General features: G+C 69.7%; 26 protein-coding genes. 11 read left to right on the forward strand and 15 right to left on the reverse strand.

Annotated features, from left to right (window positions below; all coding sequences use genetic code 11):
- Positions 1-31 precede the first annotated feature (31 nt).
- A complete protein-coding gene (locus CJZ86_RS12180) occupies positions 32-463 on the forward strand; it encodes an ester cyclase (RefSeq protein WP_094586204.1) in 432 nt (143 codons plus the stop codon).
- 52 nt (positions 464-515) lie between these two features.
- Positions 516-1,727: a cytochrome P450 gene (locus tag CJZ86_RS12185; protein ID WP_094586205.1), complete on the forward strand. Its 1,212-nt coding sequence runs from the start codon at positions 516-518 to the stop codon at positions 1,725-1,727.
- Here CJZ86_RS12185 and CJZ86_RS12190 read toward each other — a convergent pair.
- Entirely contained in the window at positions 1,687-2,187 is a 501-nt protein-coding gene (locus CJZ86_RS12190) for a winged helix-turn-helix transcriptional regulator (protein WP_233133998.1), read from the reverse strand. The genes CJZ86_RS12185 and CJZ86_RS12190 overlap by 41 nt on opposite strands.
- A 9-nt stretch (positions 2,188-2,196) precedes the next feature.
- On the opposite strand from CJZ86_RS12190, the gene CJZ86_RS12195 reads away from it, so the two are divergent.
- The 3 genes from CJZ86_RS12195 to CJZ86_RS12205 all read left to right on the forward strand — a co-directional run bounded on the left by CJZ86_RS12195 (position 2,197) and on the right by CJZ86_RS12205 (position 5,058).
- Positions 2,197-3,051 (forward strand): SDR family oxidoreductase, encoded by an 855-nt coding sequence (locus tag CJZ86_RS12195; RefSeq protein WP_094586207.1) that lies wholly within the window; start codon positions 2,197-2,199, stop codon positions 3,049-3,051.
- A gap of 35 nt (positions 3,052-3,086) precedes the next feature.
- Complete coding sequence (locus CJZ86_RS12200; RefSeq protein WP_198960135.1) at positions 3,087-3,422, forward strand: hypothetical protein; 336 nt, start codon at positions 3,087-3,089, stop codon at positions 3,420-3,422.
- A gap of 124 nt (positions 3,423-3,546) precedes the next feature.
- The gene (locus CJZ86_RS12205; protein ID WP_094586208.1) at positions 3,547-5,058 is read left to right on the forward strand and encodes a DUF1254 domain-containing protein; all 1,512 of its coding nucleotides are present in this window, start codon (positions 3,547-3,549) and stop codon (positions 5,056-5,058) included.
- A gap of 16 nt (positions 5,059-5,074) precedes the next feature.
- Here CJZ86_RS12205 and CJZ86_RS12210 read toward each other — a convergent pair whose 3' ends face one another.
- Complete coding sequence (locus CJZ86_RS12210; RefSeq protein ID WP_143594149.1) at positions 5,075-6,499, reverse strand: mechanosensitive ion channel domain-containing protein; 1,425 nt, start codon at positions 6,497-6,499, stop codon at positions 5,075-5,077.
- A 162-nt stretch (positions 6,500-6,661) separates the two neighbouring features.
- On the opposite strand from CJZ86_RS12210, the gene CJZ86_RS12215 reads away from it, so the two are divergent.
- Positions 6,662-7,036, forward strand: a complete 375-nt coding sequence (locus CJZ86_RS12215) for a hypothetical protein (RefSeq protein WP_094586210.1) — start codon at positions 6,662-6,664, stop codon at positions 7,034-7,036.
- A gap of 3 nt (positions 7,037-7,039) precedes the next feature.
- Here the strand turns inward: CJZ86_RS12215 and CJZ86_RS12220 are convergent, their stop codons facing one another.
- From CJZ86_RS12220 to CJZ86_RS12230, 3 genes are all read right to left on the reverse strand, one after another.
- Positions 7,040-7,795, reverse strand: coding sequence for a hypothetical protein (locus tag CJZ86_RS12220; RefSeq protein ID WP_094586211.1), 756 nt, complete (start codon positions 7,793-7,795; stop codon positions 7,040-7,042).
- A 106-nt stretch (positions 7,796-7,901) separates the two neighbouring features.
- Positions 7,902-8,621, reverse strand: a complete 720-nt coding sequence (locus CJZ86_RS12225) for a hypothetical protein (RefSeq protein ID WP_094586212.1) — start codon at positions 8,619-8,621, stop codon at positions 7,902-7,904.
- A 160-nt stretch (positions 8,622-8,781) separates the two neighbouring features.
- Positions 8,782-11,757 (reverse strand): CHAT domain-containing tetratricopeptide repeat protein, encoded by a 2,976-nt coding sequence (locus tag CJZ86_RS12230; protein ID WP_198960136.1) that lies wholly within the window; start codon positions 11,755-11,757, stop codon positions 8,782-8,784.
- 104 nt (positions 11,758-11,861) lie between these two features.
- Here CJZ86_RS12230 and CJZ86_RS12235 point away from each other — a divergent pair, with 104 nt between their 5' ends.
- Genes CJZ86_RS12235 through bla form a run of 4 tightly spaced genes read left to right on the forward strand, consistent with a single transcriptional unit; the run spans position 11,862 to position 15,566 of the window.
- Positions 11,862-12,578, forward strand: a complete 717-nt coding sequence (locus tag CJZ86_RS12235; protein WP_094586214.1) for an SDR family oxidoreductase — start codon at positions 11,862-11,864, stop codon at positions 12,576-12,578.
- A gap of 50 nt (positions 12,579-12,628) precedes the next feature.
- On the forward strand, positions 12,629-13,405 hold the full coding sequence (locus CJZ86_RS12240) for a phosphatase PAP2 family protein (RefSeq protein ID WP_094586215.1): 777 nt from the start codon (positions 12,629-12,631) through the stop codon (positions 13,403-13,405).
- Positions 13,402-14,628: a hypothetical protein gene (locus CJZ86_RS12245; protein ID WP_094586216.1), complete on the forward strand. Its 1,227-nt coding sequence runs from the start codon at positions 13,402-13,404 to the stop codon at positions 14,626-14,628. Before CJZ86_RS12240 ends, CJZ86_RS12245 begins: the two co-directional genes overlap by 4 nt.
- Positions 14,629-14,636: 8 nt before the next feature.
- On the forward strand, positions 14,637-15,566 hold the full coding sequence (gene bla / locus CJZ86_RS12250) for a class A beta-lactamase (protein ID WP_198960137.1): 930 nt from the start codon (positions 14,637-14,639) through the stop codon (positions 15,564-15,566).
- Here the strand turns inward: bla and proB are convergent.
- From proB to CJZ86_RS12280, 6 genes are all read right to left on the reverse strand, one after another.
- On the reverse strand, positions 15,547-16,686 hold the full coding sequence (gene proB / locus CJZ86_RS12255) for a glutamate 5-kinase (RefSeq protein ID WP_094586218.1): 1,140 nt from the start codon (positions 16,684-16,686) through the stop codon (positions 15,547-15,549). The genes bla and proB overlap by 20 nt on opposite strands.
- The gene (locus CJZ86_RS12260) at positions 16,686-17,195 is read right to left on the reverse strand and encodes a YqeG family HAD IIIA-type phosphatase (RefSeq protein ID WP_094586219.1); all 510 of its coding nucleotides are present in this window, start codon (positions 17,193-17,195) and stop codon (positions 16,686-16,688) included. The genes proB and CJZ86_RS12260 overlap by 1 nt, the downstream gene beginning before the upstream one ends.
- Positions 17,195-17,743: a DUF3727 domain-containing protein gene (locus CJZ86_RS12265; RefSeq protein WP_094586220.1), complete on the reverse strand. Its 549-nt coding sequence runs from the start codon at positions 17,741-17,743 to the stop codon at positions 17,195-17,197. Before CJZ86_RS12265 ends, CJZ86_RS12260 begins: the two co-directional genes overlap by 1 nt.
- Positions 17,744-17,762: 19 nt before the next feature.
- Complete coding sequence (ruvX, locus tag CJZ86_RS12270) at positions 17,763-18,293, reverse strand: Holliday junction resolvase RuvX (protein WP_094586221.1); 531 nt, start codon at positions 18,291-18,293, stop codon at positions 17,763-17,765.
- Complete coding sequence (locus CJZ86_RS12275) at positions 18,294-19,370, reverse strand: hypothetical protein (RefSeq protein ID WP_233133999.1); 1,077 nt, start codon at positions 19,368-19,370, stop codon at positions 18,294-18,296.
- Positions 19,371-19,462: 92 nt separating this feature from the next.
- A complete protein-coding gene (locus CJZ86_RS12280) occupies positions 19,463-20,641 on the reverse strand; it encodes a F420-0:Gamma-glutamyl ligase (RefSeq protein ID WP_094586222.1) in 1,179 nt (392 codons plus the stop codon).
- Positions 20,642-20,726: 85 nt separating this feature from the next.
- Between CJZ86_RS12280 and CJZ86_RS12285 the strand changes: the two genes are divergently transcribed.
- A complete protein-coding gene (locus CJZ86_RS12285; protein ID WP_094586223.1) occupies positions 20,727-22,106 on the forward strand; it encodes a PhoH family protein in 1,380 nt (459 codons plus the stop codon).
- A 49-nt stretch (positions 22,107-22,155) separates the two neighbouring features.
- Here the strand turns inward: CJZ86_RS12285 and CJZ86_RS17545 are convergent, their stop codons facing one another.
- From CJZ86_RS17545 to CJZ86_RS12305, 4 genes are all read right to left on the reverse strand, one after another.
- Positions 22,156-22,527, reverse strand: a complete 372-nt coding sequence (locus tag CJZ86_RS17545; protein ID WP_094586224.1) for a type IV pilin protein — start codon at positions 22,525-22,527, stop codon at positions 22,156-22,158.
- A 343-nt stretch (positions 22,528-22,870) separates the two neighbouring features.
- On the reverse strand, positions 22,871-24,253 hold the full coding sequence (gene fumC / locus CJZ86_RS12295; protein WP_198960139.1) for a class II fumarate hydratase: 1,383 nt from the start codon (positions 24,251-24,253) through the stop codon (positions 22,871-22,873).
- Complete coding sequence (locus CJZ86_RS12300) at positions 24,250-24,843, reverse strand: thylakoid membrane photosystem I accumulation factor (RefSeq protein WP_094586226.1); 594 nt, start codon at positions 24,841-24,843, stop codon at positions 24,250-24,252. Before CJZ86_RS12300 ends, fumC begins: the two co-directional genes overlap by 4 nt.
- Before the next feature lie 22 nt (positions 24,844-24,865).
- Positions 24,866-26,521 (reverse strand): DUF3685 domain-containing protein, encoded by a 1,656-nt coding sequence (locus tag CJZ86_RS12305; protein WP_094586227.1) that lies wholly within the window; start codon positions 26,519-26,521, stop codon positions 24,866-24,868.
- Positions 26,522-26,525 lie beyond the last annotated feature (4 nt).

Raw genomic sequence — 26,525 nt, forward strand, 5'->3', positions numbered from 1 at the left:
CCAAGCGGAGAACCGCCTGTCCACTTACCTCATGGAGTACAGCCACATGTCAGAGGGAAACAAGCGCATCGTCCGACGACTGATCGCAGAAGGATGGAATGGTCGCAATTTTGCCGTGATCGATGAGCTTTGCTCGGCCAACTTCACCATGCACGATCCATCGGCTCCCCATCTGGCGAATGGACCCGAGGCCGCCAAGGCCTATATCGGAGCGCTCGTCGCAGCTTTTCCCGACCTTCACATGCAGGTCCACGATCTGTTCGCAGAAGCAGACCGAGTCTCGCTGCGCTGGTCTGCCGAAGGAACCCAGCAAGGACAATTCAACGGAATTCCACCAACCAACAGGCGCGTCTGCGTGTCCGGTCAGGCGATCTACCGACTTGCCGACGGCAAGATTGAGGAAGACTGGATCATCGTGGATACCTACGGGATGCTTCAGCAGCTCGGCGTGATTCCAGGCTGACCAGGCAACATCGGGGAGATCTCGATACCGTCATCCGTGTGTGTCCTCAACCATGACGACGGCCCTGTTCAGCCCGGCGATGCTGGTCGATCCCTACCCGACCTACGCCGCGTTGCGGCGTACCGACCCCGTCCACTGGCATGAACCGTTCGGGGCCTGGGTGCTGACCCGCTACGACGACGTGGTGGCAGCCACCCAGGACCCACGGCTGCGCTCCGATCGCGCCGGCGGAATGGGTGAGCGGGCCGGGTGCCCCGAGCTGCAGCGCCTCTTCGAGGTCATCGGTGCCCAGATGAACATCACGGACCCGGAACGGCACCATCGGCTTCGCGGCCTGGTGGCCAAGGTGTTCACGCCACGGGCCGTGGACAACCTGCGGCCGGCCGTCGAGGCGCTGGTCGATGAGCTGCTGGACCGACTGCCGGAGCAGGGACCCTTCGATGTGATCGCCGACTTCGCCTTCCCGTTGCCGGCTCGGGTCATCGCCCGCCTGCTCGGCCTGGAAACGGGCGACCTGGACCAGCTGAAGCGCTGGTCGGACGACTTCTCCGCCATCTTCGGCACCGACCCGTCAGCCGTGACCCCCGAGCAGTACCAGCGGGCGTTGCAGAGCACCCACGAGCTGACCGCATTCTTTGGCGCGGAGTTCGAAAAGCGCCGGGCCACGCCTGGCGACGATCTGTTGAGCCTGCTGGTGCATGCCGAGATTGACGGCGATCGTCTCAGCGAGACGGAGCTGATCGCCAACGCCAATCTGTTCCTGGCGGCCGGCCACGAGACCACCACCCACCTGATCGGCAACGGCCTGCTGGCCCTGCTGCGCCAGCCCGACCAGCTGCAGCTGCTGCGCGACGACCCGTCGCTGATTCCCAACGCAGTCGAGGAGTTCCTCCGCTATGACGGCACGGTGCAGTTCATGTACCGGGAGGCCGGCGAAGATCTGACGATCGGCGGCCGCCCGATCCGCAAGGGGCAGCTGGTGTACCTGATGTTCGCCGCCGCCAATCGCGACCCGGACCGGTTCCCGGATCCCGACCGGCTCGACGTGCGACGCAGGTTCGACGTCCACCTCGCCTTCGGCCATGGTCCCCACTACTGCCTGGGCGCGGCCCTGGCCCGGATGGAGGCCACCATCGCCTTCACCGCACTGCTGCGTCGCTGCCCAGAACTGAACCTCACCGGCGAGCCGCTGGAGTATCAGGACAACCTGGAGCTGCGCGGGCTCAAGTCGCTGCCGGTGGCGTTTGATCAGCGTTCGGCCTAGATGACGGCTGCCTTTGCTGGGCCTTGAGGATCTCCGGCAGGTTGATCTCGATCCAGTCAGTCATCGCTTCGACCTGACGGCCGATGCCCACTCCCAGGGGAGTGAGCGAATACTCCACGTGCGGTGGCACCACCGGATAGGACACGCGCCGGATGAAGCCGTCCTGTTCCAGCTGCTGCAGGGTCTGGGCCAGCATCTTCTCGCTGACGCCCCCGATCCTGCGGCGCAGCTCGCTGAAGCGGTGTGTCCGTTCCATCAGGGCCACCAACGTCAGCACCCCCCAACGACTGGTCACGTGCTTGAGGATCTCCCGCGACGGGCATTCCGGCGCCAGAACCTCCCCGCGCCGCAGGGTCTCGCCAAGCCTGGAGCCCGCATTCATGAGGCTTACCTTTTTGTAAGTACTTACGAAACGAAATTGTAAGGCGTAGGTTGCCTCCGTTCCATCAAGCCACGCCACCCATCGGCAATGACCCAATTCGTCATCACCGGAGCCACCGGCCAACTGGGCCGCCTGGTCATCGATGTCCTGCTCAGGAGGGTGCCCGCTGAGCGCATCGTCACCGCCGTCCGCAACATCGACAAAGCCAGCGACATCGCCGCCCTGGGCGTGCAGGTTCGCCAGGCGGATTACAACCAGCCCGCCAGCCTGGAGGCCGCCTTTGAAGGCGCGGACAGGCTCCTGCTGATCTCCTCCAGCGAGATCGGCCAGCGCACACGCCAGCATCAGGCCGTCATCGACGCGGCCAAGCTTTCGGGAGTCAGACTGCTGGCTTACACCAGTGTCCTGCACGCCGATACCTCGGTCCTCGCCCTGGCTCAGGAGCACAGGGAAACCGAAGCGGCCATTCTTGAATCCGGGATGCCGTTCGTGCTGCTGCGCAACGGCTGGTACACCGAGAACTACACGGCAGGTGTTGCCTCCGCCCTCTCGCTGGGGGCGGTGGTTGGCTGCGCCGGTGAGGGGCGCATCGCCTCCGCGTCCCGTGCCGATTACGCCGAAGCCGCCGCCACCATCCTCACCAGCGACGATCCTGCCGGCCAGATCTATGAACTCGCCGGCGACAGCGCCTACACGCTGAGCGACTTCGCCGCTGCGATCTCACGCCAGGTCGGCAAAACCATCAACTACGTAAACCTGCCCGAAGGTGACTACCGCAACGCCCTGCTCGCCGCCGGCCTGCCGGAGCCTCTGGCAGGTCTGCTGGCCGATTCCGATACGGGCGCCTCCCAGGGCGCCCTGTTCGATGACGGCAGGCAGCTCAGCTCACTGATTGGCCGTCCAACCACGACTGTGGAATCAGCGATCATGGCGGCGCTTTAAGGCGCTCCAGGGCGAAAGGTGGGCCCTAGCGTTCCGTGGTGCTCACCCCCGTCATGACGATGTCCGTGATTGCCGTCTTCACCTACAAGATCCGTCCCGGCCGCTTCGGCGACGTCATGACCAAATTGCAGCAGGCGGGCGGCCCGGAATTCGAGAGCCCGGTGATGCCCAGAGCGGTCCGCCTGTTGCGCAATGCGGTGCCGGGTCCGGACACGACGTCGCTGATTCTCCACATCGAATACGACGACATGGCGGCCTACGGCGCCAGAACGGCCTGGGAAAACAAGAACCCGGCCTGGCAGGAGCTGTTCGCCGCCAGGCCGGATTCTCCGGAGCAGCTGGAGTCCGTTCAATTGCTCGTTGAACTCTGACGGTCGGATGGCATCCAACGCCAATCCCAACCTTCCTCCTACGGCCTGTTGCGCCCCATCCATGCCTAGAAGCCACTGACATAGCCTTCCTCCCTTGCCCTCCCCAACGCCAGGAGCCGTCGCGATGAGGTCATCCCACCAACGACGCACGGCCCTGGCCATGGCGGCCCTGGTGGCCTCATGGGCCGCCTCCGCCTCAGCGCAGACCTTCCGGACGACAACCCCGATTGCGCCTGGGGTGGCCACGCCGGATCGGCTCGAGACGTCCATCGGCCCGTTGGAGCTGATCGATGGGTTCCCGAAGCCCGACACCATCGAGAAGATCTACGACAACCTGGATCGCTCCCGGGCCCTGCAGGCCTACCTGCTGGCGATCCCGATCGTGAATCAGGCCGGCATGCGGGACTCGCTGCGCAAGTTCGGCCCCGAGAACAGCACCAATGTGATCTGGGAAAACCTGGTGGATCCCCGCACGGTGGAGCTGACGGCCAACGACAACACCGTGTACAGCTTCATCTGGCTCGACACCAAGAAGGGACCCCTGGTGGTCGAAGTCCCCCCCAAGGTGCTCGGTGCCGTCAATGATTTCTGGTATCGCTGGGTGGTCGATGTCGGCATCACCGGGGCCGACAAGGGGGCGGGTGGCAAGTATCTGTTCCTTCCCCCCGGCTACCAGGGCGCCATCCCGCAGGGGTATCAAGTCGTCCGGCCAAAGACCTACGGCAACTGGTTGTTCTTCCGCTCCTTTCTAGTGGATGGTTCCCCCAAACCCGGGGTGGAGTCGGTCAAGGCCAACCTGAAGATCTACCAGCTCTCCGCTGCGGCCAACCCACCGGCGATCAGGTTCGCCAACGCCTCCGGGGTGCCGGCCAACTTCGTGGCCCCTGGCGATTATTCCTTCTGGGCACTTCTCAACCAGGTGATTCAGGAGGAACCACCCACCGGCGCCGACCCGACCACACTGGGTCTCTTCGCCTCGGTGGGCATCGTCAAAGGTAAACCCTTCAACCCCGACGAACGCTGGAAGAAGATCCTCAGTGACGCCGCCAACATCGGTGCGGTGACGGCACGGACCCTGGCCCTCAAGATTCGCGAGCCGGACGCCTTCTTCTACCCGGACAGCCCCTGGCGGCTGCCGTTCTTCGGCGGCTACAGGTTCGAAGTGTCCCCGGGTGTGGCCAACCTGGATGGTGCCATTTTCTACTACTACTTCGCCACCGGTGTCACACCGGCCATGGAAGTCAAGAATGTCGGCAAAGGCTCCCAGTACCCGTGGGCCGCACTGGACGCCAAGGGTGAACGCCTTGATGGCAGCAAAACCTATCGGCTACGCCTGCCTGCCAACGTCCCCGTCGCCGATTTCTGGTCCGTGATCGTCTATGACACCCAGACGCGATCGATGCTGCAGACCGACCAGAAGGCACCGAGTGTCAGCAGCCAGGACAAGGGCCTCAAAGCCAATGCCGACGGTTCTGTTGATGTCTGGTTTGGCCCGAAGGCCCCGGTTGGATTCGAAAACAACTGGGTCCAGACGATTCCCGGCAAGGGCTGGTTCACGATTTTGCGCCTCTATGGTCCGCTGGAGCCCTGGTTCAACAAAACCTGGCGCCCCGATCCCATCCAGTCGCAGCCGTGATCCGGCGGTTCGGCGCTCAGCCGGCCTCCGTCTCCACCGAGGCCATGGCGGGGCGTCCGGCCAGCACCCGTTTCAGCCGCTCGCGGAACCACTGCAGGGGGTGGCCCATGTCGGCGTCCTCGAGCAGGCCGCGCTGGCGCAGGCAGTCCTCGTAGCTGCGCAGCACGTCGCTGCGGCGCGCCACCTCCCGGGCGACGTTGTCGGCGAATTCGGGACGCGACGCCAGCAGGGCGCGGAAGCTGCCGCTGGGAACGACGAACAGCGTCGTGTCCTCAGCGGTCACCATGGTGGTGGGGTAGGGCACCTGGAGCAGCAGCGGCAGTTCACCGAAGAATTCCCCGGCGGTGAAGGTGAACAGCTTGCGGCTCACCCGGTCCGTTTCATGGATCGCATCCACCGCGCCACTCAGCACCAGGTGGAAGGAGCGGCCCTCATCACCCTGGCGCACCAGCACCGTGCCGGCGGGCAGGGATCGGCGGGCGCCACTGCCCACCAGTTCCCGCAGGCGTCGATCATCCATGCCGCTGTAGCAGGCATGGTCGGGCAGGGAGGCCCGCAGGGGGCTCCAGTCCGGGCCCGCTTGCTCCTCTTCCACCTTGCGCCGGGAGGACAGCAGCTGGATCTGCTGGCGGGACCCGGCCAGCTCGATGCGGCGCTCCCGCAGCCCCTGCTCGATCGCGTAGTTGAGCGAACTGCGCAGGCTGAGGCTGGCGTGGATCGCCGAGGTCCAGGCCCAGAGCTCGAACGCCATCCCCTGGCCCTGGAGGCCATGCAGCAGCACCTTCGGCGGCGGATCGGCCAGCACCGAGGGTTCGGCGAGGGCGGCATCCAGCAGCACCTCGGTCACGGCCAGGGGGTCGCTGCCGTGGGCCACCGTCACCTCCACATCCACCCGGCCATCGGAGCTCAGGTAGCTGAGGTTCTTCACCGGCGCATTGGTGATGGCCGAATTGGGCACCACGATCTCGGCGCCCTGGAAGGTGCGGATCACGGTGGAGCGGATCGAGATCTCCCGGATGAAGCCGCTGGTGTCGCCGAACTCGATCTGATCACCCACCTTCAGCTTCCCCTCCATCAGCAGGGTGAGGCCACTGGTGAGGTTGCGGGTGAGCTCCTGCAGCCCGAAGCCGATGCCCACCCCGAGGGCCCCGAAGATCACGGCGAGGGCACCGATGTCGAGCCCCATCCCCTGGGCCACCACCACATACCCCAGGGCGGCCAGCCCCATGGAAAGGAGGGTGGCCACCGCCTCGCGACGCCCCTCCGGCAGGGAGAACCAGCGCAGCACGCGTCCGGCCAGCAGCCGCTTCAAGCCCCGCGCCGCCAGGCTCACGGCCAGCAGCAGCAGCAGCACCTCCACGATCCAGAGCAGGGAGAAGCTCTGGCGGCCCAGGGGCAGCAGCGGGGCCGTGAACAACCTCTGAAAGCGCTCGAGATCCACCCCTTGGGCTCCGCCGTTGCTCCCTTCTAGCCCGAGGCGGCGGCGTGATGCCGTGCGTGGCGGGCGGCCGCGCTGACGACCGACTCCGCAGGAAACCGTCCCTACAGTCCGCCTGGCCCCCAGCCATCTCTGGAGCAGCCCATGCGATGCCGACTGCTCCCGATGGCGCTGGCCCTGGCCCTGGGTGCAACACCGACCTGGGCTTCACCAGCAGCATCCCCCTGTGAGGCGGCGCTCGGCACCTGGGACTACGTGGCACCCAGCAAGCCCGGGCGAGCCGTGGTCACCAAGCTGGCCGATGGTCGCCATCACGTGGTGTGGATCGTGTCGGAACGGGGAGGCACCGCCGCCGGCGCCTGGGAGGGAACCTGCGAGGGCTCCCGCCGGACCTGGCGCGTGCTGTTCCCCTCGGATCCAGGCATCGCTGGGCTGAAGGTCGTGGAGGAGTTCGAGGTGGACGGCGATGCGATTCGCTTCTGGCTGCTGGGGCCGGATGGCAAGCGTGGGCCGATGGGAGGCGCCCGTCGTCTGCCCTGAGTGCTACGAACCTCCAGAGAGGCCAACCTGCACACTCTGCTCATTGAGAAAGTAGTTCGAATCAAAGGCCTTCAGCTTTCGATCCATCAGGCGGTCCTGCTTGTCCGGATCATCCAGGCGCAGGCAGTCGGTGGGGTTGCCTTCCTCGCACAGCAACGGAATGACCACGTCGCTCTTGTCATAGCCCCACTCCAACACCCTCCCCCCCAGCAGGGCGTTGCCCTTGGGCGGCTCCCGCGTCAGGACGGGAACCAGCACATCCACCTGGGCTGCATAGGCTCCCGGGGGCAGGGAGACGATCAGCGAACGGTGAATCGTTTCGCCGGGATTGATGTGATCGTCGACGAACAACTTGCCGGCCGCTTCGGTGGGATAGGGCTGGAGCACCGCCCCCCGCTCCACGTGGATGGCATCGAAGGGGCCGCTGGCGCGAGTGGGGAACGTGGATCGATCCAGCACCTGGCGGCGGATCGGGAACAGCTCCCAGAAGCTGCTGAGCAGGTAGAGCCTGCGCGTGCTGGCGTTGGTGGCGCTGACCTTCAGTTCCCGTTGCAGCGATGCTGGCGATGGGCCGCTTGCGCCATCACCGGCCACCGGGGTCAGGCTGATCTCCAGGCTGATGCTGGCGGGCGCCTGGGAAGGCACATAGATCTCCTTCCACACGAAGGTGTAGATCCCCCAGGAGGCGGCGATGATGATGCCCAGCGTCCTGACCCATTCGTGCAGCGACGGCGAGCGCATCCAGGCCGGCAGGTGCAACGATCTCGCCCTGGTCCGGGATCCCGGCATGCCTTTCGGGGGCAGCGTCTCACTGTCTCCATGGGGCGTGATCGGGGGTTCGCTGCTCACGGGTTCCGGGGGTGCCTCACTTCTGGCCGGTGAAGGGGGGCACACGCCTCGGGCAGGGGGAGTTGGGCAGCCTCCTGCAGCGCCGGTTCATCACCGCCATCGTGTTGAACGCGGCCCGGTCTGTCCCCGTGGCCAGGGCGCCCAGCAGCGCTGGATCGGGCACCTGGTCCCTGGCGAGCTGGGCCATCGCCCCATCGGAGCAGCCAGCCAGCTCCGTCATGCCAAAGCCGGTGAGCAGGGCATAGGAGCGCTGGCTGCGGGTTCCCATCTGCTCGGCCGCAGCGGTGCCATAGGCCCCGTTGGCCGGGGCAACGAGTTGGTCGGGCCTGGGGGGGTCCTGGGGCGTGGGTTGGAGGCTGGTGCCACCGATCAACACCCCCGCCAGACAGTTGGCCTGAAGGTTGGCGGCGGCGGCTGAACGACGGGCCGTTGGCCGCTGGCCCAGGATCGCCGTGCCCAGGCCGATCCCGACCCAGTAGGCCACGCCCCACTCCCCATGGCGGCTGGCCTCCTTCGCCAGCCGGGTGCGATCCAGCAGCACCCTGCCACCGGCGGCGCAGTAGAGGGCCGAGCTCTGGACACTCCCGGCCTCGCTGGCCGCGCTGCCGGCCCCGGGACAGGCCGACTGGGGCGTCTGGCCGGCGGGAAGCACCTCGATGGCCGGCCAGGGCAGCCTGGCGGTGCCTGGATCCGCGTTCCAGCTCTGGCGAAGCTGGCCGTCAATGGAGGCCACCATGGCGTCCAGTTCAGGGGCAGCGGCCCCAGGGGCCACCGGCGCGAGCAGCGAGGCGGTGACCAGCAGAGCGCCCAGTACCGCAGACCCCCGGTGATTTCGCATGGGTTGGCAACACCGACACACGGCCGGCTTTCAGTCTGCCTGGTGTGCAGCGCCTGGCTCATAAACCGGGGATCGGCCCCCCATCACCCGTGAGCTGCCAGGCGGCCCAGAACTTGTGGTCGGCCCAGTCCGGCTCCGGCGGATTGCTGCGGAACTCCTGCTGCACCGCCGTCAGCGCCTCCATGCGACCCATTCCCCGCTTGAGCAGGGCGACGTAGCGCTGCATGAACGCCGCCGTGGCGTCATCGTCCACCTTCCACAGCGACAGCAGGGTGGAGCGGGCGCCGGCCACGGTGAGGGCCCGCTGCAGGCCGTAGACCCCTTCGCCGGTCTGCAGGGTTCCGGAGGCGGTGTCACAGGCGGAGAGCACCACCAGCTCGGTGCCATCGAGCTGCAGCTGGGCCGCCTCCTTGGCGGTGAGATAGCCGTCGTCGCTGGCCTGGTGGCTGTGGTTGGCGCCCGCCAGCACGATGCCGCTGTTCAGCAGCGGATCGTCGCTGCCCGTGGTGAAGAACCCGTGGCTGGCGATGTGCAGCACCCTGGGGCCGCGGGCCTCCTGCAGCACGGCGGTGGTGGCGGCGGATCCCTGATACAGGGCAGCGCCGAGACGTTCGGCGATCCAGCGCCCCTCGGCGGCCGTGGCGGGCAGCGGCTGCCATTGACCTGGGCCACCGAAATCGGGGGCAGCGAGCACCAGGGCGCGCTGGCCTCCGGGCCCGGGGCTGCCCAGGCGGAGCAGGTCGCGGCCGCTGGTGAGGATCCGCAGCTCCACCTGCTGGCCCAGGGTGGCCGCCGGCAGCACCGTGAACGGGATGCGGCTCAGCTCGCCATCGGGGGAGACGAACCACCGCCGCCGCCCCTGAACCTGCGGCAGCAGGGGCCCCAGCACCTGCTGGCTCACCTGGGCCCAGAACGGTCCGGCGGGGCGGTTGCGGGCCAGGCTCTCGGCCAGGGCCCGCTGGATCAGGGGATCGATGGCCGCCGCCGGGCCGAGGTCCACCGCGCGGGTCGACCCATCGGGGAACAGCAGCATTGCCAGATAGCGCGCTGCCCCCCAGCTCCTGGCCTCCGGTTGACGGGCGTCATAGGGGCGGAAGCGCTGGAATTCGATCAGCACCCCATCGGCGGGCAGGGCGGCGGCCACCTGGGCGGCGTCCACCAGGCGCGGGGTCAGGGCCGGCAGCTGGCGGTAGAGCTCCTGCTCCAGCCGCTCCCGCTGCCGCTGCAGCGTCCGGCGCTGCGGCTCACTGAGGTTCACATCGGCCAGCCGGGCCGTCAGGGCCGTGAGCTGGCTCACCAGGATCTGCTGGGCTGGGGAGCCACGGCCCAGCTGGGCCTGGCGCCGTTCGATGTCCTGCAGCAGACCGTGGCGGTTCAGGCGGGTGAACAGGGCCAGGGAGGCGCCCGCCGGTGAGCTCACCCCAAGGGAATAGGGGATCTCCCAGACGTTGCCGAGGGCCTTGATCTGCTCCTGTCTCCGGGCCTGGGGCAGCAAGGGGGCCTCCCGCTGCAGGAACAGGGACTGGCTGCCGATGCCGCGGCGCAGCAGGGGTTCGGCCCGGGCCTCGGCCCCCTGACTCAGGTATCCCTTGGCCAGATTGTTGACGCTGAGGGCGGTGGTGGGGTGATCGGGCCCCAGCGCGGTCTCGTAGATCGCCAGAGCCCGCAGGAAGAGGGGTTCCGCCTTGGCGTGGGCGCCCTGAAGGCGGTGGAGATCCGCCAGGTTGTTGAGGCTGCCGGCGGTATCGGGATGGTTGGGGCCCAGGGCCTGCTCCCGGATCGCCAGGGCGCGTCGGTGCAGCGGCTCGGCCCTTTCGGCGGCACCCTGTTGGTCGAGGAGCACCGCCAGGTTGTTGAGGCCCGTGGCGGTGACGGGGTGGGCGGGGCCCAGCGTCTTCTCCTGGATGGCCAGGGCACGGCGCAGCAGCGGTTCGGCGCGGGCGTAGGCGCCCTGATCGCTGTACAGCATGGCCAGGTTGTTGAGGCTGGCGGCGGTATCGGCGTGGCCGGCGCCGAGCGCCTTCTCCCGGATCGCCAGGGCACGGCGCAGCAGGGGCTCCGCCCGCGCATAGGCCCCCTGGTTCCGGTAGAGCAGGCCCAGGTTGTTCAGGCTGGTGGCCGTGGCGGGATGCTCCGGGCCCAGCGCCTTTTCGTTGATCGCCAGGGCCTGTTGATAGAGGGGTTCGGCCCTGGCGAAGGCACCCTGGTTCTCCTGGAGCGCCGCCAGGTTGTTGAGGCCGGTGGCGGTGTCGGGGTGATTGTCACCCAGTGCCTTCTGCTTGATGGCCAGGGTGCGGCGCAGCAGGGGCTCCGCCTCGGTATAGCGGCCCTGGTTGATGTACAGCGCCGCCAGGTTGTTGAGGCTGGTGGCGGTGTCGGGGTGATCGGGTCCGAGCGCCTTCTCCCTGATGGCGAGGGCGCGCCGATACACGGCATCGGCCTTGGCGTAGGCGCCCTGCGCGTTGTACAGAAGCCCGAGGTTCGTCAGGCCCAGGGCGAGTCCTGGGTGCTCGGGCCCCAGCGCCTTCTCGGCGATCGCCAGGGCGCGCCGGTAGAGGGTTTCGGCGTTGGCGTAGCGGCCTTGGTTGAACGACAGCCAGGCGAGGTTGTTGAGGCTGAGGGCAGTGAGGGGGTCATCTGGCCCCAGGATCCGGATTCGGATCGCCAGGGCCCGGGCCAGCAGGGGCTCGGCCCTGGCGAAGGCGCGCTCCCTGACATAGAGCAGCCCGAGGTTGCTCAGGCTGGTGGCCGTATCGGGATGGTCGGGCCCCAGCGCCTTCTGGCGCCAGGCCAGCACCTTCTCCCACAGCGCCGCCGCTTTCCCGTTCGCCCCCTTGGCCTCCAGGGCGTTGGCCTCGTCGATCCACTCCCACACCTGCGCAGGGGTCTGGGGATAGCGCTCGCCCAGCGGCTGGGCCAGCCACTGTTGCTGCCGCGGCACCGGTGGCTGGCCCTGGGGATGGACGGCCTCCGCAGGCGGTCCATCGGCCAGCAACAGCACGCCCAGGGCGATTCCCCACCGGAGCAGAGCCAACGGGGAGCGAGGGGACCACGTCATGGGCAGACGGGGGGTTACCCAGCTTCCGGTACTGGATCCAGCATGGCCCGCACATCGACAAACCCTGCCGGAAAGGATCCATGAAACTGATGGTGGTCGGGGCCAGCCGCGGGCTTGGCCGTGCCTTTGTCGAAGGTCTGGGCAGCGCCGGCGACACGGTGATCGGCGTCTCGCGGCGACGGCCCGATGGCCTGAGGCTGCCGGCGGGCGTCGATCTCGGCTGGATCGAGGCGGATCTGGCGGAGCCGCTGGCGGCGGCCCGGTGGATCGAGCAGCAGGCCCCTGCCCAGCTGGATGTGCTGATCTACAACCTCGGCGTCTGGGAAGCGAACGCCTTCAGCGAGGCCTACAGCTTCCTGGAGGATCCCGACGACAGCATCGCCACCATGGTGGCCATCAACATCACCGGCGCCCTGATGCTGCTGCGGCGGCTGATTCCGCGCCTGCTCGACTCCCCCAGGCCCCAGCTAATCCTCACGGGCTCCACCTCCGGCCTGCGCCAGAGCGGGCAGCCGGAGGTGACCTTCGGCGCCTCCAAGTTCGCCCTCAGCGGCATCGCCGATGCCCTGCGGGAGAGCTTCCGGGACCAGCAACTGGCGGTGACCTGCCTGCAGCTGGGCTACCTGAACACCGACGACGGCCTGGAGGTGACGCCCGAGGCGGCCGCCGGCCGCGGTGAGGGCCGGCAGATTCCGCTCCACGACGTGGTCCGGATCGTCTCGGCCCTGCTGCAGCTCTCGCCGGCGTCCTTCGTGCGCGAGCTGGTGCTGCCCGCCATCGGCGACGAACGGTTCTGAGTTGCGGAGCACCCCTACGGTGCTGCCACCCCGCCGCCGGCACCGGAGCCATGCACACCCTGCGCCCGGGACCGTGGCTGTCCGGCCTGCTGCTGCTGCAGACCGCCCTGCTGCCGGGTTCCCGGGCGCTGGCAGGACCGGCGCCGGGCGGGCCGGCGCTGGCCCAGCCAGCGGATCCGGCGGCGGGCCTGGTGCTGCAGCCGGCCGCCTACCGCACCGTGCTCGGTGAGCCACCCGCCCCCGGCAGCCGCCTGGAGCTCGACGATCTGGCCATCCTGCGCTGGAACCAGCGCAGCCGCACGCCGGCGGGGATCGTCCACAGCTGGCGCTTCCTGAACCGCAATCTCAGCGTCTTCGATGCCGCCGTGGGCGCCGACCTGGCCCGCACCTCCCCCCTTCTCCACGCGGGCCTGCCGGCCTTCCTCGAGCGGGCCGATGGGCTCAAGGATCAGCTCAAGGATGCGGTGGCGCGGCCACGCCCCTTCCTGAGCCACCCCGATCTGAAGCCCTGTCTGCCCCTGGAGAGCTCCTGGTCGTTCCCCAGCGGCCATGCCACCTGGTTTGCCACCGCGAGCCTGCTGCTGGCCGACCTGCTGCCGGAGCGCCGGGAGCGGCTGCTGCCGGTGGGCCTCCAGGGGGGCTACGTGCGTGCCTACTGCGCCATGCACTACCCCAGTGATGTGCTGGCCGGCCAGCGCCTCGCCGAGGCGATCAGCCAGCAGGTGATCGCCTCGCCCCAGTGGCGCCGCTTCAAGCAGCAGGTGGACGGTGAGCGCCGCCTGCTGCTGGCGGTCCCACCGGCCGGCCTGCCCCTGCTGGCGGATTGATCGCGTTCAGCGCCACGGTTCGCGGCGCCCGGCGCAACGGACTGGGGCTGCTGCTCACCCCACTGGTGCTGCTGCGCCGCTCCGTACAGGGGCTGGCCCTGGCCCTGGAGCGCATGATCTGGCGGGAACTGATCGCGGACGAGGTCCCCGCCAACCCGCTCGTCAGCCTGCTGGCCTTCCTGCTGTTCTCCGGCCTCTGCCTGCTGGTCAGCCTCCAGGGGGCCGCCGGCTACGTGCTCGGCCTGCTGCTGTTCCTGCTGCCGATGGAGTGGCTGATGGCCCGGCTGGGCTACGGCGCGCCGGTGCTGCGGCGGGTGCAGCTGCAGAGCTGGGGTGACCGCCTCCACCTGTTCGTGGACACGCCCGGGGGCAGCGAACGGCTGGAGGTGGAGCGGGCCGCCATCACGGCCGTGCTGATCCGCCAGGCCAGCGTCCAGCTGCCGCCGCTGGGGGAGCGGCCCCTTGGCTGGGATCTGGTTCTTGCCGTGGCCGATCCCGCCGGGGAGCACCTGCTGGCCCGGGCCGCCAGCTTCTCCGGCGCCTGGCAGCAGGCCCACGCCCTGGCCGCCGATCTGGCGGTGCCCCTGCGCCTGGCCGGCGCCCTTGAGGCCCGCCAGCTCGCCGGGTCCCGGCCGGAAGGGCCGCAGCCGGACGATGTCTGGATGGTGGAAACGGGAGCTTCCGCCACACGCCTGATCCGCCGCCGCCGCGGCGTGGGCGCGGCCCAGTGGTGGCGCTCCTTCGCCGAGCAGGGCAGCTACCTGCTGTTCGTCGCCGTGCTCAACACCGTGATGGTGAAGTACGGCGGCTTCCTGGTCTGGATGTTCGGGCCGCGCCTGGGCCTGAGCGAACCCACCACCCTGGTGCTGGATCTCTCCCTGCCGGGCCTGCTGTCGCTGGCCCTGCCGGAGTGGACCGTGGTCCAGGCCCTGCTGGTGGTCGCCGCCCTCGGTGCCGCCGGCATCGGCAGCTACCGGCAGTGGTGCCCCCAGGAGCTCTCCCTGACGGGCGACCAGTTCCGCCTCCGTCGCCCGGGCCAGCCCAGCCGCCAGCTGCCGCTGCGGCTGGTCACCGGGGCGCTGCTGCTGGGCGGCCCCGACCCCCGGGTGATCCTCTGGAGCGAACGCCGGCCGCCGATCGTGGTGGACGGCCTCTCCGGTGAGCGGGAGGCGGCCGAGCTGCTGGAGAAACTGGAGGCCATGCTGGATCGGACGCAGGGATGATGGACCCGATGGCCCCCCGCAGCACCCAGTCCCTGGCTGCAGGCCTGGCGGCAGCCCTGGTGGCGCTGCTGCCAGACATCGCCGTCGCGCCCGCCGCTGCCGCGCCCGCTGCCCCGGGGCCCGTCAAGCCGGAAGCCGCAGCGGAGGTCGCGCTGGCGGCGCTGGAGGCCCGCTCCGGTGGACGACTGGGGGTGTTCGCCATCGACACCGCCAGCGGTGCCCGGATCGGCCATCGGGCAGACGAACGCTTTCCCCTCTGCAGCACCTTCAAGGCGATCCTGGCGGGAGCCGTGCTCCACAGGAGCCAGCGGCAGCCGGGCTTCCTGGAGCAGCGGATCCGCTTCGGCCGAGAGGATCTGGTGACCCACTCGCCGATCGCCGAGCAGCACCTCGAAGGCGGCCTGACGGTGGCGGAGATGGCCGCCGCCACCGTCCAGTACAGCGACAACACCGCCGCCAATCAGCTGATGGCACGCCTGGGCGGCCCCGCCGGCCTGACCGCCTTCGCCCGCTCCACCGGCAACCGCACCTTCCGGCTCGATCGCTGGGAAACCGCCCTCAACTCCGCCATCCCCGGCGATCCCCGCGACACCGACACCCCCAGCGGCATGGGCACCAGCTTCCAGGCCCTGGTGCTCGGTAGCGCCCTGGACCTGCCCCAGCGCCGTCGACTGCAGGACTGGCTGATCGGCAACACCACCGGCGATCGGCGCGTGCGGGCCGGGGTGCCGCCGGGCTGGCGGGTGGGCGACAAGACCGGCACCTGCGGCGCCTACGGCACCGCCAACGACGTGGCCGTGCTCTGGCCGCCGGAGCGGGGGCCGATCGTGCTGGCCATCTTCCACACCCAGGTCGATCCGGCCGCCCAGGCACAGGATGGGGTGCTCGCCGCAGCCGCCACGATCGTGGCCGAGGCGTTCAGGCCGGCAGGCAGGTGAGCACCAGCTGGTCGCGGTGCACCACCGCATCCCCCACCGGCCCCAGCCGGCGGCGCACCTCCTCGCTGCTGAGGCCCATGATCCGGCGCAGCTCCTCGCTGCTCAGGGTGCTCAGGCCCCGCCCCAGTTCGCGGCCGTCGCTGGCCAGCACCCGCACCGCGTCACGCCGGGAGAAGTGGCCCTCCACCTCACGGATGCCCACCGCCAGCAGGGAGGCCCCCTGCTGCAGCAGGGCCCGCTCGGCGCCCGCGTCCACCCGCACGCTGCCCTTCACCAGCAGGGCATGGGCCAGCCAGCTCTTGCGGTCGGCCAGGGGGGTGGCGCTGGGCTGGAACACCGTGCCCACCTTCTCGCCGGCGAACAGGGCATCGAGCACCGCCGGATCGCGGCCATCGGCCAGGCGCACCCGGATGCCGCTGGAGGTGGCGATGCGGGCCGCCGCCAGCTTGGTGGTCATGCCGCCCGTGCCCCACTGCCCGCCCCCCTCGGCCACGTGGCTGAGGCGCTCCAGTTCGGCCAGGTCGCGCACCTCCTCGATCGGGCTGGCATCGGCATCGGTGCGGGGGTTGCCGGAATAGAGGCGGTCGACATCAGTGAGCAGCACCAGTTCATCGGCGCCGATCGCCACAGCCACCAGGGCCGAAAGGGTGTCGTTGTCACCGAAGCGCAGTTCGTCGGTGGCCAGGGTGTCGTTCTCGTTCACCACCGGCAGCACCCCCCACTCCAGCAGCTGCTCCAGGGTGCGGCAGGCGTTCTGGTAGCGGCGCCGGGAAGCCAGATCGCTGCGGGTGAGCAGCACCTGGGCCACCGCCATCCCCCGCACGGCGAAGGCCTCCTGGTACAGCCCCATCAACCGGCCCTGGCCGACGGCGGCGGCCGCCTGCAGGGCCACCACCTCGGTGGGGCGCCGGCTGAAGCGGAGCGCCTCGCAGCCCAGGCCCACGGCGCCACTGGTGACCAGGGCCAGGCGGTCGCCCCGGCGCTGCTGGCGGCCGAAGCTGGCGGCCAGATCGGCGATCACCGCCGCCGTGGGCCGCTCGGGGGTGCCCCGCAGCAGGCTGGTGCCCACCTTGATCACACGCCGCAGGCCGCCGGCGGCGGGTGTGCCGGAGGTCCCCATCAGCCCGGGACCGAGCCCACCCAGCGGGCCATGCGCAGCTCCAGGTTCTGCAGCCGGTCCTGGCGGCAGGGTTCACCGTCGGGATCGATCGGCTTGACCAACACCGTGAACAGGCCCATGCGGTTGCCCACCAGCACGTCGGTGAACAGCCGGTCGCCCACCAAGGCCACCGCGGCCGGGGGCAGGGCGAGGTCCTGGAGCACCTTGCGCAGGGCCGCCCGCCGCGGCTTGCCCGCCGAGGTGGTGTAGGGGAGGCCCATGGTGTCGGCCACCGCCCCGATGCGGCGGCGGGAGGGGTTGTTGCTGAGCAGGTGCAGGGGCATGCGCTCACGGGCGTGGCGCAGCCACACCTCGGCCTGCAGGGGCATGGTGGCCTGACGGCGCGGCAGCAGGGTGCGGTCGACGTCGAGGACGAGGGCGCGAATGCCACGATCGACAAGCTCCTGCAGGGGCAGGTGCGCCAGGGACGTTCCCGGCAGCCAGTCGGGCGTGAGCAGATCGCGCAGCATCAGTCGTCGCTCTCCCGTTCGTCGAGCTCGGCCTCGATGCGGGGCTGGACCCGCTCGAACTCCTCCCCTTCCACCATCACCGCGTCGGCGCCGTCCATGCGGGCCACCACGAAGAAGGGATCCAGGGGGATGTAGAGGCCGTACTCCTCATCGCCGGCCATGAAGCTCACGAGCAGCTCGTAGGTCTCGCTGTCATCATCGCCCTCCTCGTCCTCGAGGTCGTCGGGATCGGGCTCCTCCAGCTCACCGCTGACGGTGAGGGTGACGGCGGAACGCACCAGGGTGAGATCGTGCTCCTGGAGCACCACATCCGCCACCGACAGGATCGGCTCGGTGGCATCGAGGGTCTCCACCAGCTCGGGGTCGTCGTCCTCCCGCAGGCGGAACAGGCACACCGGGGTGTCCACCGGGGTCAGCAGGGCGTAGTCGTGGCCGTCGAGGGGGATCAGCTGCTCCAGGAAGCAGAGCAGCTGGCGGCCGCTGCCGTCCCGCACCTGCACGGTGGGCACATCGCCGGAGCCCGTCATCGCAGGGGGGTCGGAGGCCATCAAGAGGAAGCGGGTCTTCTCAGAATGAATCAGCGCCGGCCCGACTGCCCACGGCGATGGCCGCCGGGGCGACCGGATCGGCCGTGAACGCGGCCGTGAACGCAGCGGGATCGAGCGGTTCGGGCCCCTCCCGCAGCCACTGCTCCAGCAGCAGCACCGCCGCGGCGCTGTCGAGCCGGCCGCTGCGGTCGCCGTGTAGGCCGAAGCGCTCGCCGGCCGCCCAGCTGCTGGCGTGCTCATCCACCCAGGCCAGGGGCAGGGGCTGGCCGAGGGCCGCCAGGGCCCTGGCCAGCCGCAGGCCGTAGCGGCGGCAGTGGACCCCCTGGGGGGTGGGCCTCTGGCCGGCATCGAGGGGAAGGCCAACCACCAGCGCCGTCACCCGCCGCTGGCGCACCAGCTCCAGCAGCCGGCCCAGGTCGGCCTGGAACTCCCCCCGGGCCAGGGCCGGCAGGGGCGTCACCGTGACGCCCAGGGGATCACAGCCCGCCAGCCCGATGCGTCGGCGACCCACATCGAGGGCCAGCACCGAACGCGGGCTGGGCGGCGCCATTCAGCGCAGGACCAGGGGGGCGGTGGGCAGGCTGCCGAGGGGGCCGGTGGGGGTGGGCATGGGACGCCGCCGCGGCTGCAGCTGCTCCAGCACCGCCTCGATGCGTCGCGCCGCCCGCTTGGCCGGCTGGCCCTCCTGACGACGCCAGACGCTGCGGGCCATCAGCACCTCCTCGCCATGGGCCTCGGCCCCGAGGGCCTGGAGCCAGCGCTGGCGCTCACCGTCGCTCACTTCGCAACGCAGCCAGAGGCTGCCGCCCCCCTGAGCGATGCGGTGCAGCAACGACTCGGCCGCGTTGCCCAGCAGATGGCCCCAGCCGGGGTGGACGCTCAGCTCCACCGCCTGGCCGCCGCCGGGATGCTCATCGAGCCAGCGCACGCCGGCCACGGCCTCATTGCGGATCGCATCCACCAGCATCCAGCCATGGCTGCGGCTCTGGTCGAGCAGGTCCTCGATGCGGCGGTCCTGCAGCTGGCGCAGGTGGGCCGGGCAGGTGGCCTGCTCCAGATGCCACAGCAGCGGGGCGGTGCGGCGGTTGAGCGGGCGAAGCTGCAGATCGGCTGGAGCGGCGGGGGCAGGCCGGTCGGCTGGGAGCTGCCAGCGCCAGAGGCGATCGGTGCGCTGGGGCTGGAAGCCCTGCTCCCGCAGGGTGGCCAGCCGGGGGGTGTCGAGGCTGGAGGCGGTGGCGATCCAGCTGGCGGCGCCCTTGACCCGGCCGATGGCCTGGCGCAGCAGATCCCCAGCCAGGGGCGCCCCCTCCGTGGCGGCCAGGGCCAGGCGCAGGTGCTGCACCTGCCAGCAGGTGCCGCTGCGGTTGAGGCGGCGGCAGACGATCAGGCCCAGGGCCTGCTGGCGGGTGAGCCCCTGCCGCTGCAGGGCCACCAGCACCTGGGCGGCCACCGGGCGGCGGCTGGTCACCGCCGTCAGCAGCTGCTCCGGCAGGGCGAGCAGCAGCGAACGCTGCAGCAGGGGCTGCAGCGGCAGGAAGGCGGGGTCATCGAGCAGGGGGAGGTGCCAACCCTGCAGGGGTTCCACCGTCCAGGTGGGGGAGGTTCTGCCCTGGGCAGGCACTGGCACGGCAGGCACTGGCACGGCAGACGACGGTGGAGAGGGGGGCGTGGGCGAATCGGAAACGACGCGGCGGGTGCTGGCGACGTCGTATCAGAATTCTACGTGGGACGCACCAGCACCAGAGGCGTGCGCTCGTTGGCGTTGCCGGCGGGATTGGGGCGCAGGGCCCGCATCAGCAGGGCTTCATCGGTGCCGCCGCTGGCGGCCAGCACCTTCACCCGCCCCAGGTCGTTGACGTCCACCACCGCCACCGACACCCCGAGGGCCGCCGCCATCTGCTCGCACCAGGCGGCCGGCTGGTCCGGGCCCAGCACGATCGTCTGGTCGTAGGGGGGCGTGGTGCCGGTGATGTCATCGATCAGGCGCGCCTGCTCGCCCGCCAGCCGATAGAACCAACCCTTGCTGCCCACCAGCTTCAGGGCGGTGCCCACCACCCAGGCACCGAGCACCCGGGCCGGGCCGGACACATCGATCAGGGTCTGCAGGCCGCAGGCCGTGGCCAGGGAGCTGGTGGGGTGGAACACCCGGCACAGCAGGCGGGCCAGGAAGGAGGGCTCCACCGTCGAGGGGTGGTGATAGCGGCCCTGGATCACCGCCAGGGGCGTCTCGCCGATGGTGAGCACATCACCCGGCTGCAGCAGGCCTGAGGTGTAGCGCTGTAGCACCTCCAGCGGATCGTCGAGCACCCCGAGCAGGTGGGTGCGCACCGGCAGCACCCGGCAGCGCTCCCCTTCGCGCCAGCCCGGGGCGGATGGGTCGCCTGGTTCCGGCTTCTGCAGCGGCAGCAGGATCCCCTGGCGCCGCTGCAGCCGGCCGAAGGGGCCGTAGTTCACCCAGTGGATGTCCATCCAGAGGGTGTCGAGCACGCTCTCCAGATCCAGGCCGCCGGGCGCGGTGAGGTTGAGGCGGATGTGGGCGGCGGTGGTCTTGCGGCCCTTGACGATGTAGGCGGCCCAGTAGCCATCAGGACGGGCCTCCTCGTCGGGGTGCAGCGGCGTGATGTGCAGCTCGTGGCGCACCTGGCTGACGTCACTGCGGCCCAGCAGGGTGGGCACCACCGTGATCTCGGGCACCATCACCTCCATGCGGGGGTGGGGGTTGCGGATCCGGATCTCGCCGGTGATCTCCAGGCCCTGGGCCCGGCGTCGCACCTGGAAGGATCCCGGCAGCAGCTGCAGGGGGGAGGCGGGCCGTAGGCGATGGCGCAGTTCAAGCACCACCAGGCCCAGGCCGAGGAGCAGCAGCAGAACCAGCAGGCAGGAAACGGGGAACGGCAAGCCGATACGTCAGGGAATGTCCGGCCGGAGCGTAGATGCGCCCGCGGACCTAGCTTCGGCCCCATGGAACCGGCAGGTCACAGGCATGCGCAAGACCTTCGTGCTCGACACCAACGTGTTGCTGCATGACCCCCAGGCCCTGAACCGGTTCGAGGACAACCAGGTGGTGATCCCGATCGAGGTGGTCGAAGAGATCGACCGTTTCAAGCGGGACCCCTCCGAGAAGGGCCGCAACGCCCGCCAGGTGTCACGGCTGCTCGACCAGCTGCGCGAGAAGGGCAACCTGGCCGAGGGGGTGCCGATCGACGACGTCAGCGGCGGCACCCTGAAGGTGGTGTTCTGCCGCAGCGAGACCCTGCGCCAGCTGCCCCCCGAGCTGAAGGCGGGCAACGGCGACAACAACATCCTGGCCGTGGCCCTGGAGCAGCGCCTGCAGGAGGTGGTGGGCAGCCAGCCGCCGGTGGTGCTCGTCACCAAGGACACCAACCTGCGCATCAAGGCCGATGCGGTGGGCCTGATCGCCCAGGACTACACCACCGACAAGGTGGACATGGCGGACCTCTACCCGGGGTTCTGCGAGCGCTGGATGAGCGCCGAACTGATGGACCGGGTCAAGGCCGGCGACGGCCTGCCGGCGGATGCCATCCCGGAGCAGCCGGTTGCCGTCTCGCCGCTGCAGGCGAACGAGGGGGTGACCCTGGTGGATCTGGCCCAGCCGGCCCACACCCTGCTGGCCCGTTACAACGGCCGCACCGGAACGCTGCAGCCGCTGCAGAAGTCAGCCAAGGCCAAGATGGGCCGCATCCAGCCCCGCAACCGGGAGCAGTCCTTCGCCCTCGATCTGCTGCTCGATCCGGCGGTGGCCCTGGTGACCCTGGTGGGCAAGGCCGGCACCGGCAAGACCCTGCTCGCCCTGGCGGCGGGCCTGCACCAGGTGGCCGATGAGCACCTCTACGAACGGCTGCTCGTGACCCGCCCGGTGATCTCCCTGGGCAAGGAGATGGGCTTTCTGCCCGGGGATCTCGAGGAGAAGATGGCCCCCTGGATGCAACCGATCGTGGACAACCTCGACTTCCTGCTCGGTGGCGACGAGGGCCAGCCCGTCCGGGGGGGACACCGCCCGCCCCGCAGCAACTGGAGCGACCTCAAGGGCATGGGCCTGCTGGAAGTGGAGGCGATCAGCTACATCCGCGGCCGCTCGATCCCCCGCCAGTTCATGGTGGTGGACGAAGCCCAGAACCTCACGCCCCATGAGGTGAAGACGATCGTCACCCGGGTGGGGGAAGGCACCAAGATCGTGCTCACCGGTGATCCTTACCAGATCGACAATCCCTACGTGGATGCGGAAAGCAACGGGCTCACCTGGCTGGTGGAGCGGTTCAAGGGCCAGCTGCTCTCCGGCCACATCACCCTGATGCGGGGAGAACGCTCCGAACTGGCCGAGCTGGCCGCCAACCTGCTCTGAGTAGCAGGTTCTGGATCGATCGAAGGGATCCGTGCCCTCTCCGGGACGATCAATTCAGGAAGGTGCAGGTGACGACACCTGTGACGGTGACACGCAGCCTGGCCTGCCGATGACTCGTGGCGGCCGGCGATCCCATGCACAGGACCCCGGTGGCGTCCCCGGACCAGCGACGGCTGTCGAACTGTCGGGTGGAGGCGCCGTTGCAGAACTGCGTGGCTCCACCGGAGGGTTGGGCGATCATGGCGTGGAGCCCGGACTTGTGGGCCACGGCACATCGCTCGCCGAAGGCAATCGTTTCAAGGACGCGGCTGGAGGCTTCGGCCATGGCCACGGTACGGCGATACTGGGGCAAGGCGACGGCGCTGATGATCCCCACGATGGCCACCACGATCATCAGCTCGATCAGGGTGAACCCAGCCATCCCGGAGTTCCCCAGCTGTAAGGATTCAGGGCGGCTGCGTCGGGCGCTGATCCTGCGGAGCATGGACCACCGGGCGCGGCAGAGAACGTCGCGGGCAGACGGGGGAGGGGGATCGGAACGGGGGCTCTGGGACATTTCAGTCGTAGGGTTCCCCTTCTTCGTCGCCCGGTAGGAAGACCGGGGAACTCAGAGGTGGGCCTCCCGGAAGAAGGCCATCCTTGAATGGATCCTGAAGCCGAAGAACGTCATCAGGGACACAACTCAAGGACCACACCATGGGTATTTCGTAGATCTTACGGACGATCCTCAGAAAATCAACCGGGCCGCTCCCAGACCCTCACCCTCAGACCATCTGCTCGGGCCTGACGAGGCGGTCGAACTCCTCCCCGCTGATCTCCCCCAGCACCAGGGCCGCTTCCCGCAGGCTGAGCCGGTGCTCGTGGGCATGGCGGGCGATGGCGCAGGCCCGGTCGTAGCCGATCGCCGGCGTCAGGGCCGTCACAAGCATCAGGCTGCGGTCCCGCTGGGCTTCGATGTGGGCCACATCAGCCCGCAGGCCCTCGATGCAGAACTCCCGGAACGTGCCGCAGCTCCCCGCCAGCAGCTCAATGCTCTCCAGCAGGTTGTGGGCGATCAGGGGCTTGAACACATTCAGCTCGAAATTTCCCTGGCTGGCCGCCATCTGGACGGCGGTGTTGTTGCCCATCACCTGTACGGCCACCATGGTGAGGCTCTCGCACTGGGTGGGATTCACCTTGCCGGGCATGATGCTGGAGCCCGGTTCGTTCTCCGGCAGCACCAGTTCGCCGAGGCCGCAGCGGGGCCCGCTCGCCAGCCAACGGATGTCGTTGGCGATCTTCATCAGGCTGCCCGCCAGCACGGTCAGCGCCCCGTGGGCGGCCGCCAGACCCTCCTGGCCCGCAAGGGCCTGGAACTTGTCCGGGGCGCTGGTGAAGGGCAGGCCGATGCGCTCAGCCAGCCGGCTGGCCACCGCCTCACCGAACCCTGCCGGGGCATTGAGCCCGGTGCCCACGGCCGTACCGCCGATGGCCAGCTGCAGCACCTGGGGCAGGGTGGCCCGCAGGCCCGCCAGGCCCAGCTCCAGCTGGGAGGCGTAACCACCGAACTCCTGGCCCAGGCTCAGGGGCACCGCATCCTGCAGGTGGGTGCGACCGATCTTGATCAGGCCCGCGTAGGTCTCGGCCTTGTGGCGCAGGGCGCCGATCAGCGCCTCCAGGCTGGGGATCAGCCGCTGATGCAGTTCGATCGCCACCGCCATGTGCATGGCAGCGGGGAAGGTGTCGTTGCTCGACTGGCTGAGGTTGACGTGGTCGTTCGGGTGCACCGGCACTTTGCTGCCCAGCACGCCGCCGGTGGCGGCGATGGCCCGGTTGGCGATCACCTCGTTGACGTTCATGTTGGTCTGGGTGCCTGAGCCGGTCTGCCAGACCCGCAGCGGGAATTCAGCGTCGAGCTGGCCCCGGCTCACCTCCTCGGCGGCGGCCACGATCAGGGCCGCCAGGTGGTCGGGAAGCACGCCCCGGGCGGCGTTCACCTCGGCGCAGGCGGCCTTGAGCTGGCCGAAGGCCTGCACCACGGCGAGCGGCATCGGCGCGCCGAAGGGGAAGTTGCGGAGGGAGCGCTGGGTCTGGGCGCCCCAGTAGTGCTCGGCCGGCACCTCCACCGGGCCGAGGCTGTCGGTTTCGGTGCGGGTGGCCGGCATCAGCGGGACGCCACCACTTCGCTGTTGAGTTCGTTGAAGCTCAAGGTGGCGCTGTTACCCGAACCAGGCGCCATCGGGATGCCGGTGGCTTCGCTCACGGCCGTGTTGATGGCATCGACGCTCACCTGGCCATGGCGATCGAAGACGACGCGGCCGGAGCCGTCGATCACCACCACCTGGGGAATCAGGCCGTCCCAGTAGTGGGCGGGATCGGCCACGCCGCCATCGGGCCGGTTCTGGAGTGGATCGGTGACCAGGGGGATCAGGTCGACGGCGTTGCCCCAGACCCGCTGCAGCTCCGACACCACCGGCGAGAACTGCTTGCTGACGCTGCTGTCGTCGAGGTAGTAGACGAGCACCGCCACCCGGTGCTCGTCGAGGGACTGGGCCAGGCTGCTGCGGGGCGGCACCAGGGAGCCGTTACCGGCGTAGAGGGCGAAGATGTTGCCGTCGTAGCGGTCGTTCTCGAGGCTGGCCGCCGCCTGACCCGGGGCCCAGAACAGCCCCAGCACCACGGTCAGCAGCAGGGCCCAGAGGCCGGCGAAGGGCCGGGACAGCGAACGGGGCAAGGGGACACGGGCGGGTGGGCTCATTGTGCCGTGGTACCCGGCCGCCTCAGCGGTTGAGGCTGCGGCCCATCCCCTGGACGATGCCGCGGCCCACCAGGCCGATGGCCCGGCCGAGCACCTGGGTCAGCAGCACCACCAGCAGATCGCCGAGGCGCTTCAGGAGGCTGCGCAGCTGGGGGCCCAGGGCATCGCGGGCCTCCAGGGCCAGGGTGACCGCCTGCTGCACCCAGCCCAGCTGGCGCAGCTCAGCATCGCGGGGCTCGGTGAGGTCCACGCAGTCGATCGCGCCGTCGCCCAATCGGAACAGGGGACGCCGGCTCTCGTAGAGGTGGATCGGCCGCTCGAACCAGCTGGTCCAGCGCTGCTGGGCGTTGAGCTGGTTGCGCAGCCGTTCCAGGTTGCGGGTGGCGAGCAGCTCGGGGCGCAGCAGGTAGCGGCGCAGTTCGGGCCACTCGGCGCAGGCCGCCAGCACTTCGGCGCTGATCAGCTCGGCACTGCGCACCAGCCAGTTGCTGAGCAGCAGCTCCAGATACAGGACCGCCTGGGGCTCATCCGGCGCCACCAGCCGGCCGTCCACCAGCAGGGGACGGGCCTGCAGCAGCGGGCTGAGCATGGCGGCGGGATCGGGCAGCTCGAGGTCGTCGGCGTCGAGGCTGCTGCGGTGCAGCAGCGTCTCGGCCACCGGGCACAGCCGGCCCTCCATGGGCAGCTGCACGTAGGACCCGGCCATGGAGCGCAGGGCCTGCTGACGCAGCTCGGGCTGGAGTTCCCTCCAGAGCCGCTCCAGCTGCTCGCCGCGGGGATCGTCCTGCAGCAGGCGCTGGCGCAGCCGGTGGAACTGCTCCAGCAGCCCCAGCAGCAGGTCGCTGCGGCGGGAGGCATGGAGGCCGTCGAGGGCCAGCAGCTGGCCGCTGTTGTTGCTGGGGCCGGCGGCGGCCGCCGCCGTGAGCCGGCCCCGCAGAGCCTCCCAGAGGCCTTCGGCGGTGCGTTGTCGCAGGGTGATCGCCACACCAGGGGTGGGGGCGGTTGGCGCCCCATCGGGGCCATCGAGGGGCTGGCTCCAGGCCAGGCTGACGGGCCCCCAGAGCCAGAGGAGCAGCCGCCGGGCCAGTCGCAGCTCCCGCACCCGGCCCTGCAGCAGCAGCAGAGGCAGCAGGTCGACCGGCGGCGGATCCAGCAGACGCAGGCATAGGCGCAGTTCGGCATCGATCTGCTGCAGGCCGCTCAGCAGCAGCCACTGACCCAGGCCCATCGGCACGGAGGGGCCCGGCTCGTCGCCCCGACGCGTCGCTGCAATGGCCAGCACCCGGCCGCCCGCCAGCAGCGTGGTGACCGCCTGCCGCAGGGTTTCGGCATCGGCCTGCTCGATCAGGCCCTGGGCCGGCAGCTGCAGCAGGACATCGCTGCTGTATGGGTGCTTGGAGGGCAGAAGCAGCAGCAGCGGCGCCGGATACCAGCGCTCCAGCAGCCGGCGGCTCTCGGCATCGAGGGCCTGGGGTTCGGGAAGGCTGCCGAGGCACCAGAGGACGAGCTGGGGTGCCCCCTGGAGCTCCCCACTGTCGACCACCACCCGGCAGCCACCCCAGCCATCGGGATCGGCGCTGGTGTCAGCAGCCTCCAGCCAGCTGGTGAGGCCCGCCCGCTCCAGGGGATCGGCGAACAGCAGCAGCTGGGGAAGGGGCTGTGCCGGACGTCGTCCCACGTTG

Origin of the sequence: Synechococcus sp. BO 8801 (genome assembly GCF_002252675.1) — a bacterium.
GTDB lineage: Bacteria > Cyanobacteriota > Cyanobacteriia > PCC-6307 > Cyanobiaceae > Cyanobium.

Coding starts and splice junctions, on each gene's coding strand:
- CJZ86_RS12180 (WP_094586204.1), top strand. CDS start 32: ATGGAGTACAGCCACATGTCAGAGGGAAACAAGCGCATCGTCCGACGA.
- CJZ86_RS12185 (WP_094586205.1), top strand. CDS start 516: ATGACGACGGCCCTGTTCAGCCCGGCGATGCTGGTCGATCCCTACCCG.
- CJZ86_RS12195 (WP_094586207.1), top strand. CDS start 2,197: ATGACCCAATTCGTCATCACCGGAGCCACCGGCCAACTGGGCCGCCTG.
- CJZ86_RS12205 (WP_094586208.1), top strand. CDS start 3,547: ATGAGGTCATCCCACCAACGACGCACGGCCCTGGCCATGGCGGCCCTG.
- CJZ86_RS12215 (WP_094586210.1), top strand. CDS start 6,662: ATGGCGCTGGCCCTGGCCCTGGGTGCAACACCGACCTGGGCTTCACCA.
- CJZ86_RS12225 (WP_094586212.1), bottom strand. CDS start 8,621: ATGGTGGCCTCCATTGACGGCCAGCTTCGCCAGAGCTGGAACGCGGAT.
- CJZ86_RS12235 (WP_094586214.1), top strand. CDS start 11,862: ATGAAACTGATGGTGGTCGGGGCCAGCCGCGGGCTTGGCCGTGCCTTT.
- CJZ86_RS12240 (WP_094586215.1), top strand. CDS start 12,629: ATGCACACCCTGCGCCCGGGACCGTGGCTGTCCGGCCTGCTGCTGCTG.
- bla (WP_198960137.1), top strand. CDS start 14,637: ATGGCCCCCCGCAGCACCCAGTCCCTGGCTGCAGGCCTGGCGGCAGCC.
- proB (WP_094586218.1), bottom strand. CDS start 16,686: ATGGGGACCTCCGGCACACCCGCCGCCGGCGGCCTGCGGCGTGTGATC.
- CJZ86_RS12260 (WP_094586219.1), bottom strand. CDS start 17,195: ATGCTGCGCGATCTGCTCACGCCCGACTGGCTGCCGGGAACGTCCCTG.
- CJZ86_RS12265 (WP_094586220.1), bottom strand. CDS start 17,743: ATGGCCTCCGACCCCCCTGCGATGACGGGCTCCGGCGATGTGCCCACC.
- ruvX (WP_094586221.1), bottom strand. CDS start 18,293: ATGGCGCCGCCCAGCCCGCGTTCGGTGCTGGCCCTCGATGTGGGTCGC.
- CJZ86_RS12285 (WP_094586223.1), top strand. CDS start 20,727: ATGCGCAAGACCTTCGTGCTCGACACCAACGTGTTGCTGCATGACCCC.
- CJZ86_RS17545 (WP_094586224.1), bottom strand. CDS start 22,527: ATGGCTGGGTTCACCCTGATCGAGCTGATGATCGTGGTGGCCATCGTG.
- CJZ86_RS12300 (WP_094586226.1), bottom strand. CDS start 24,843: ATGAGCCCACCCGCCCGTGTCCCCTTGCCCCGTTCGCTGTCCCGGCCC.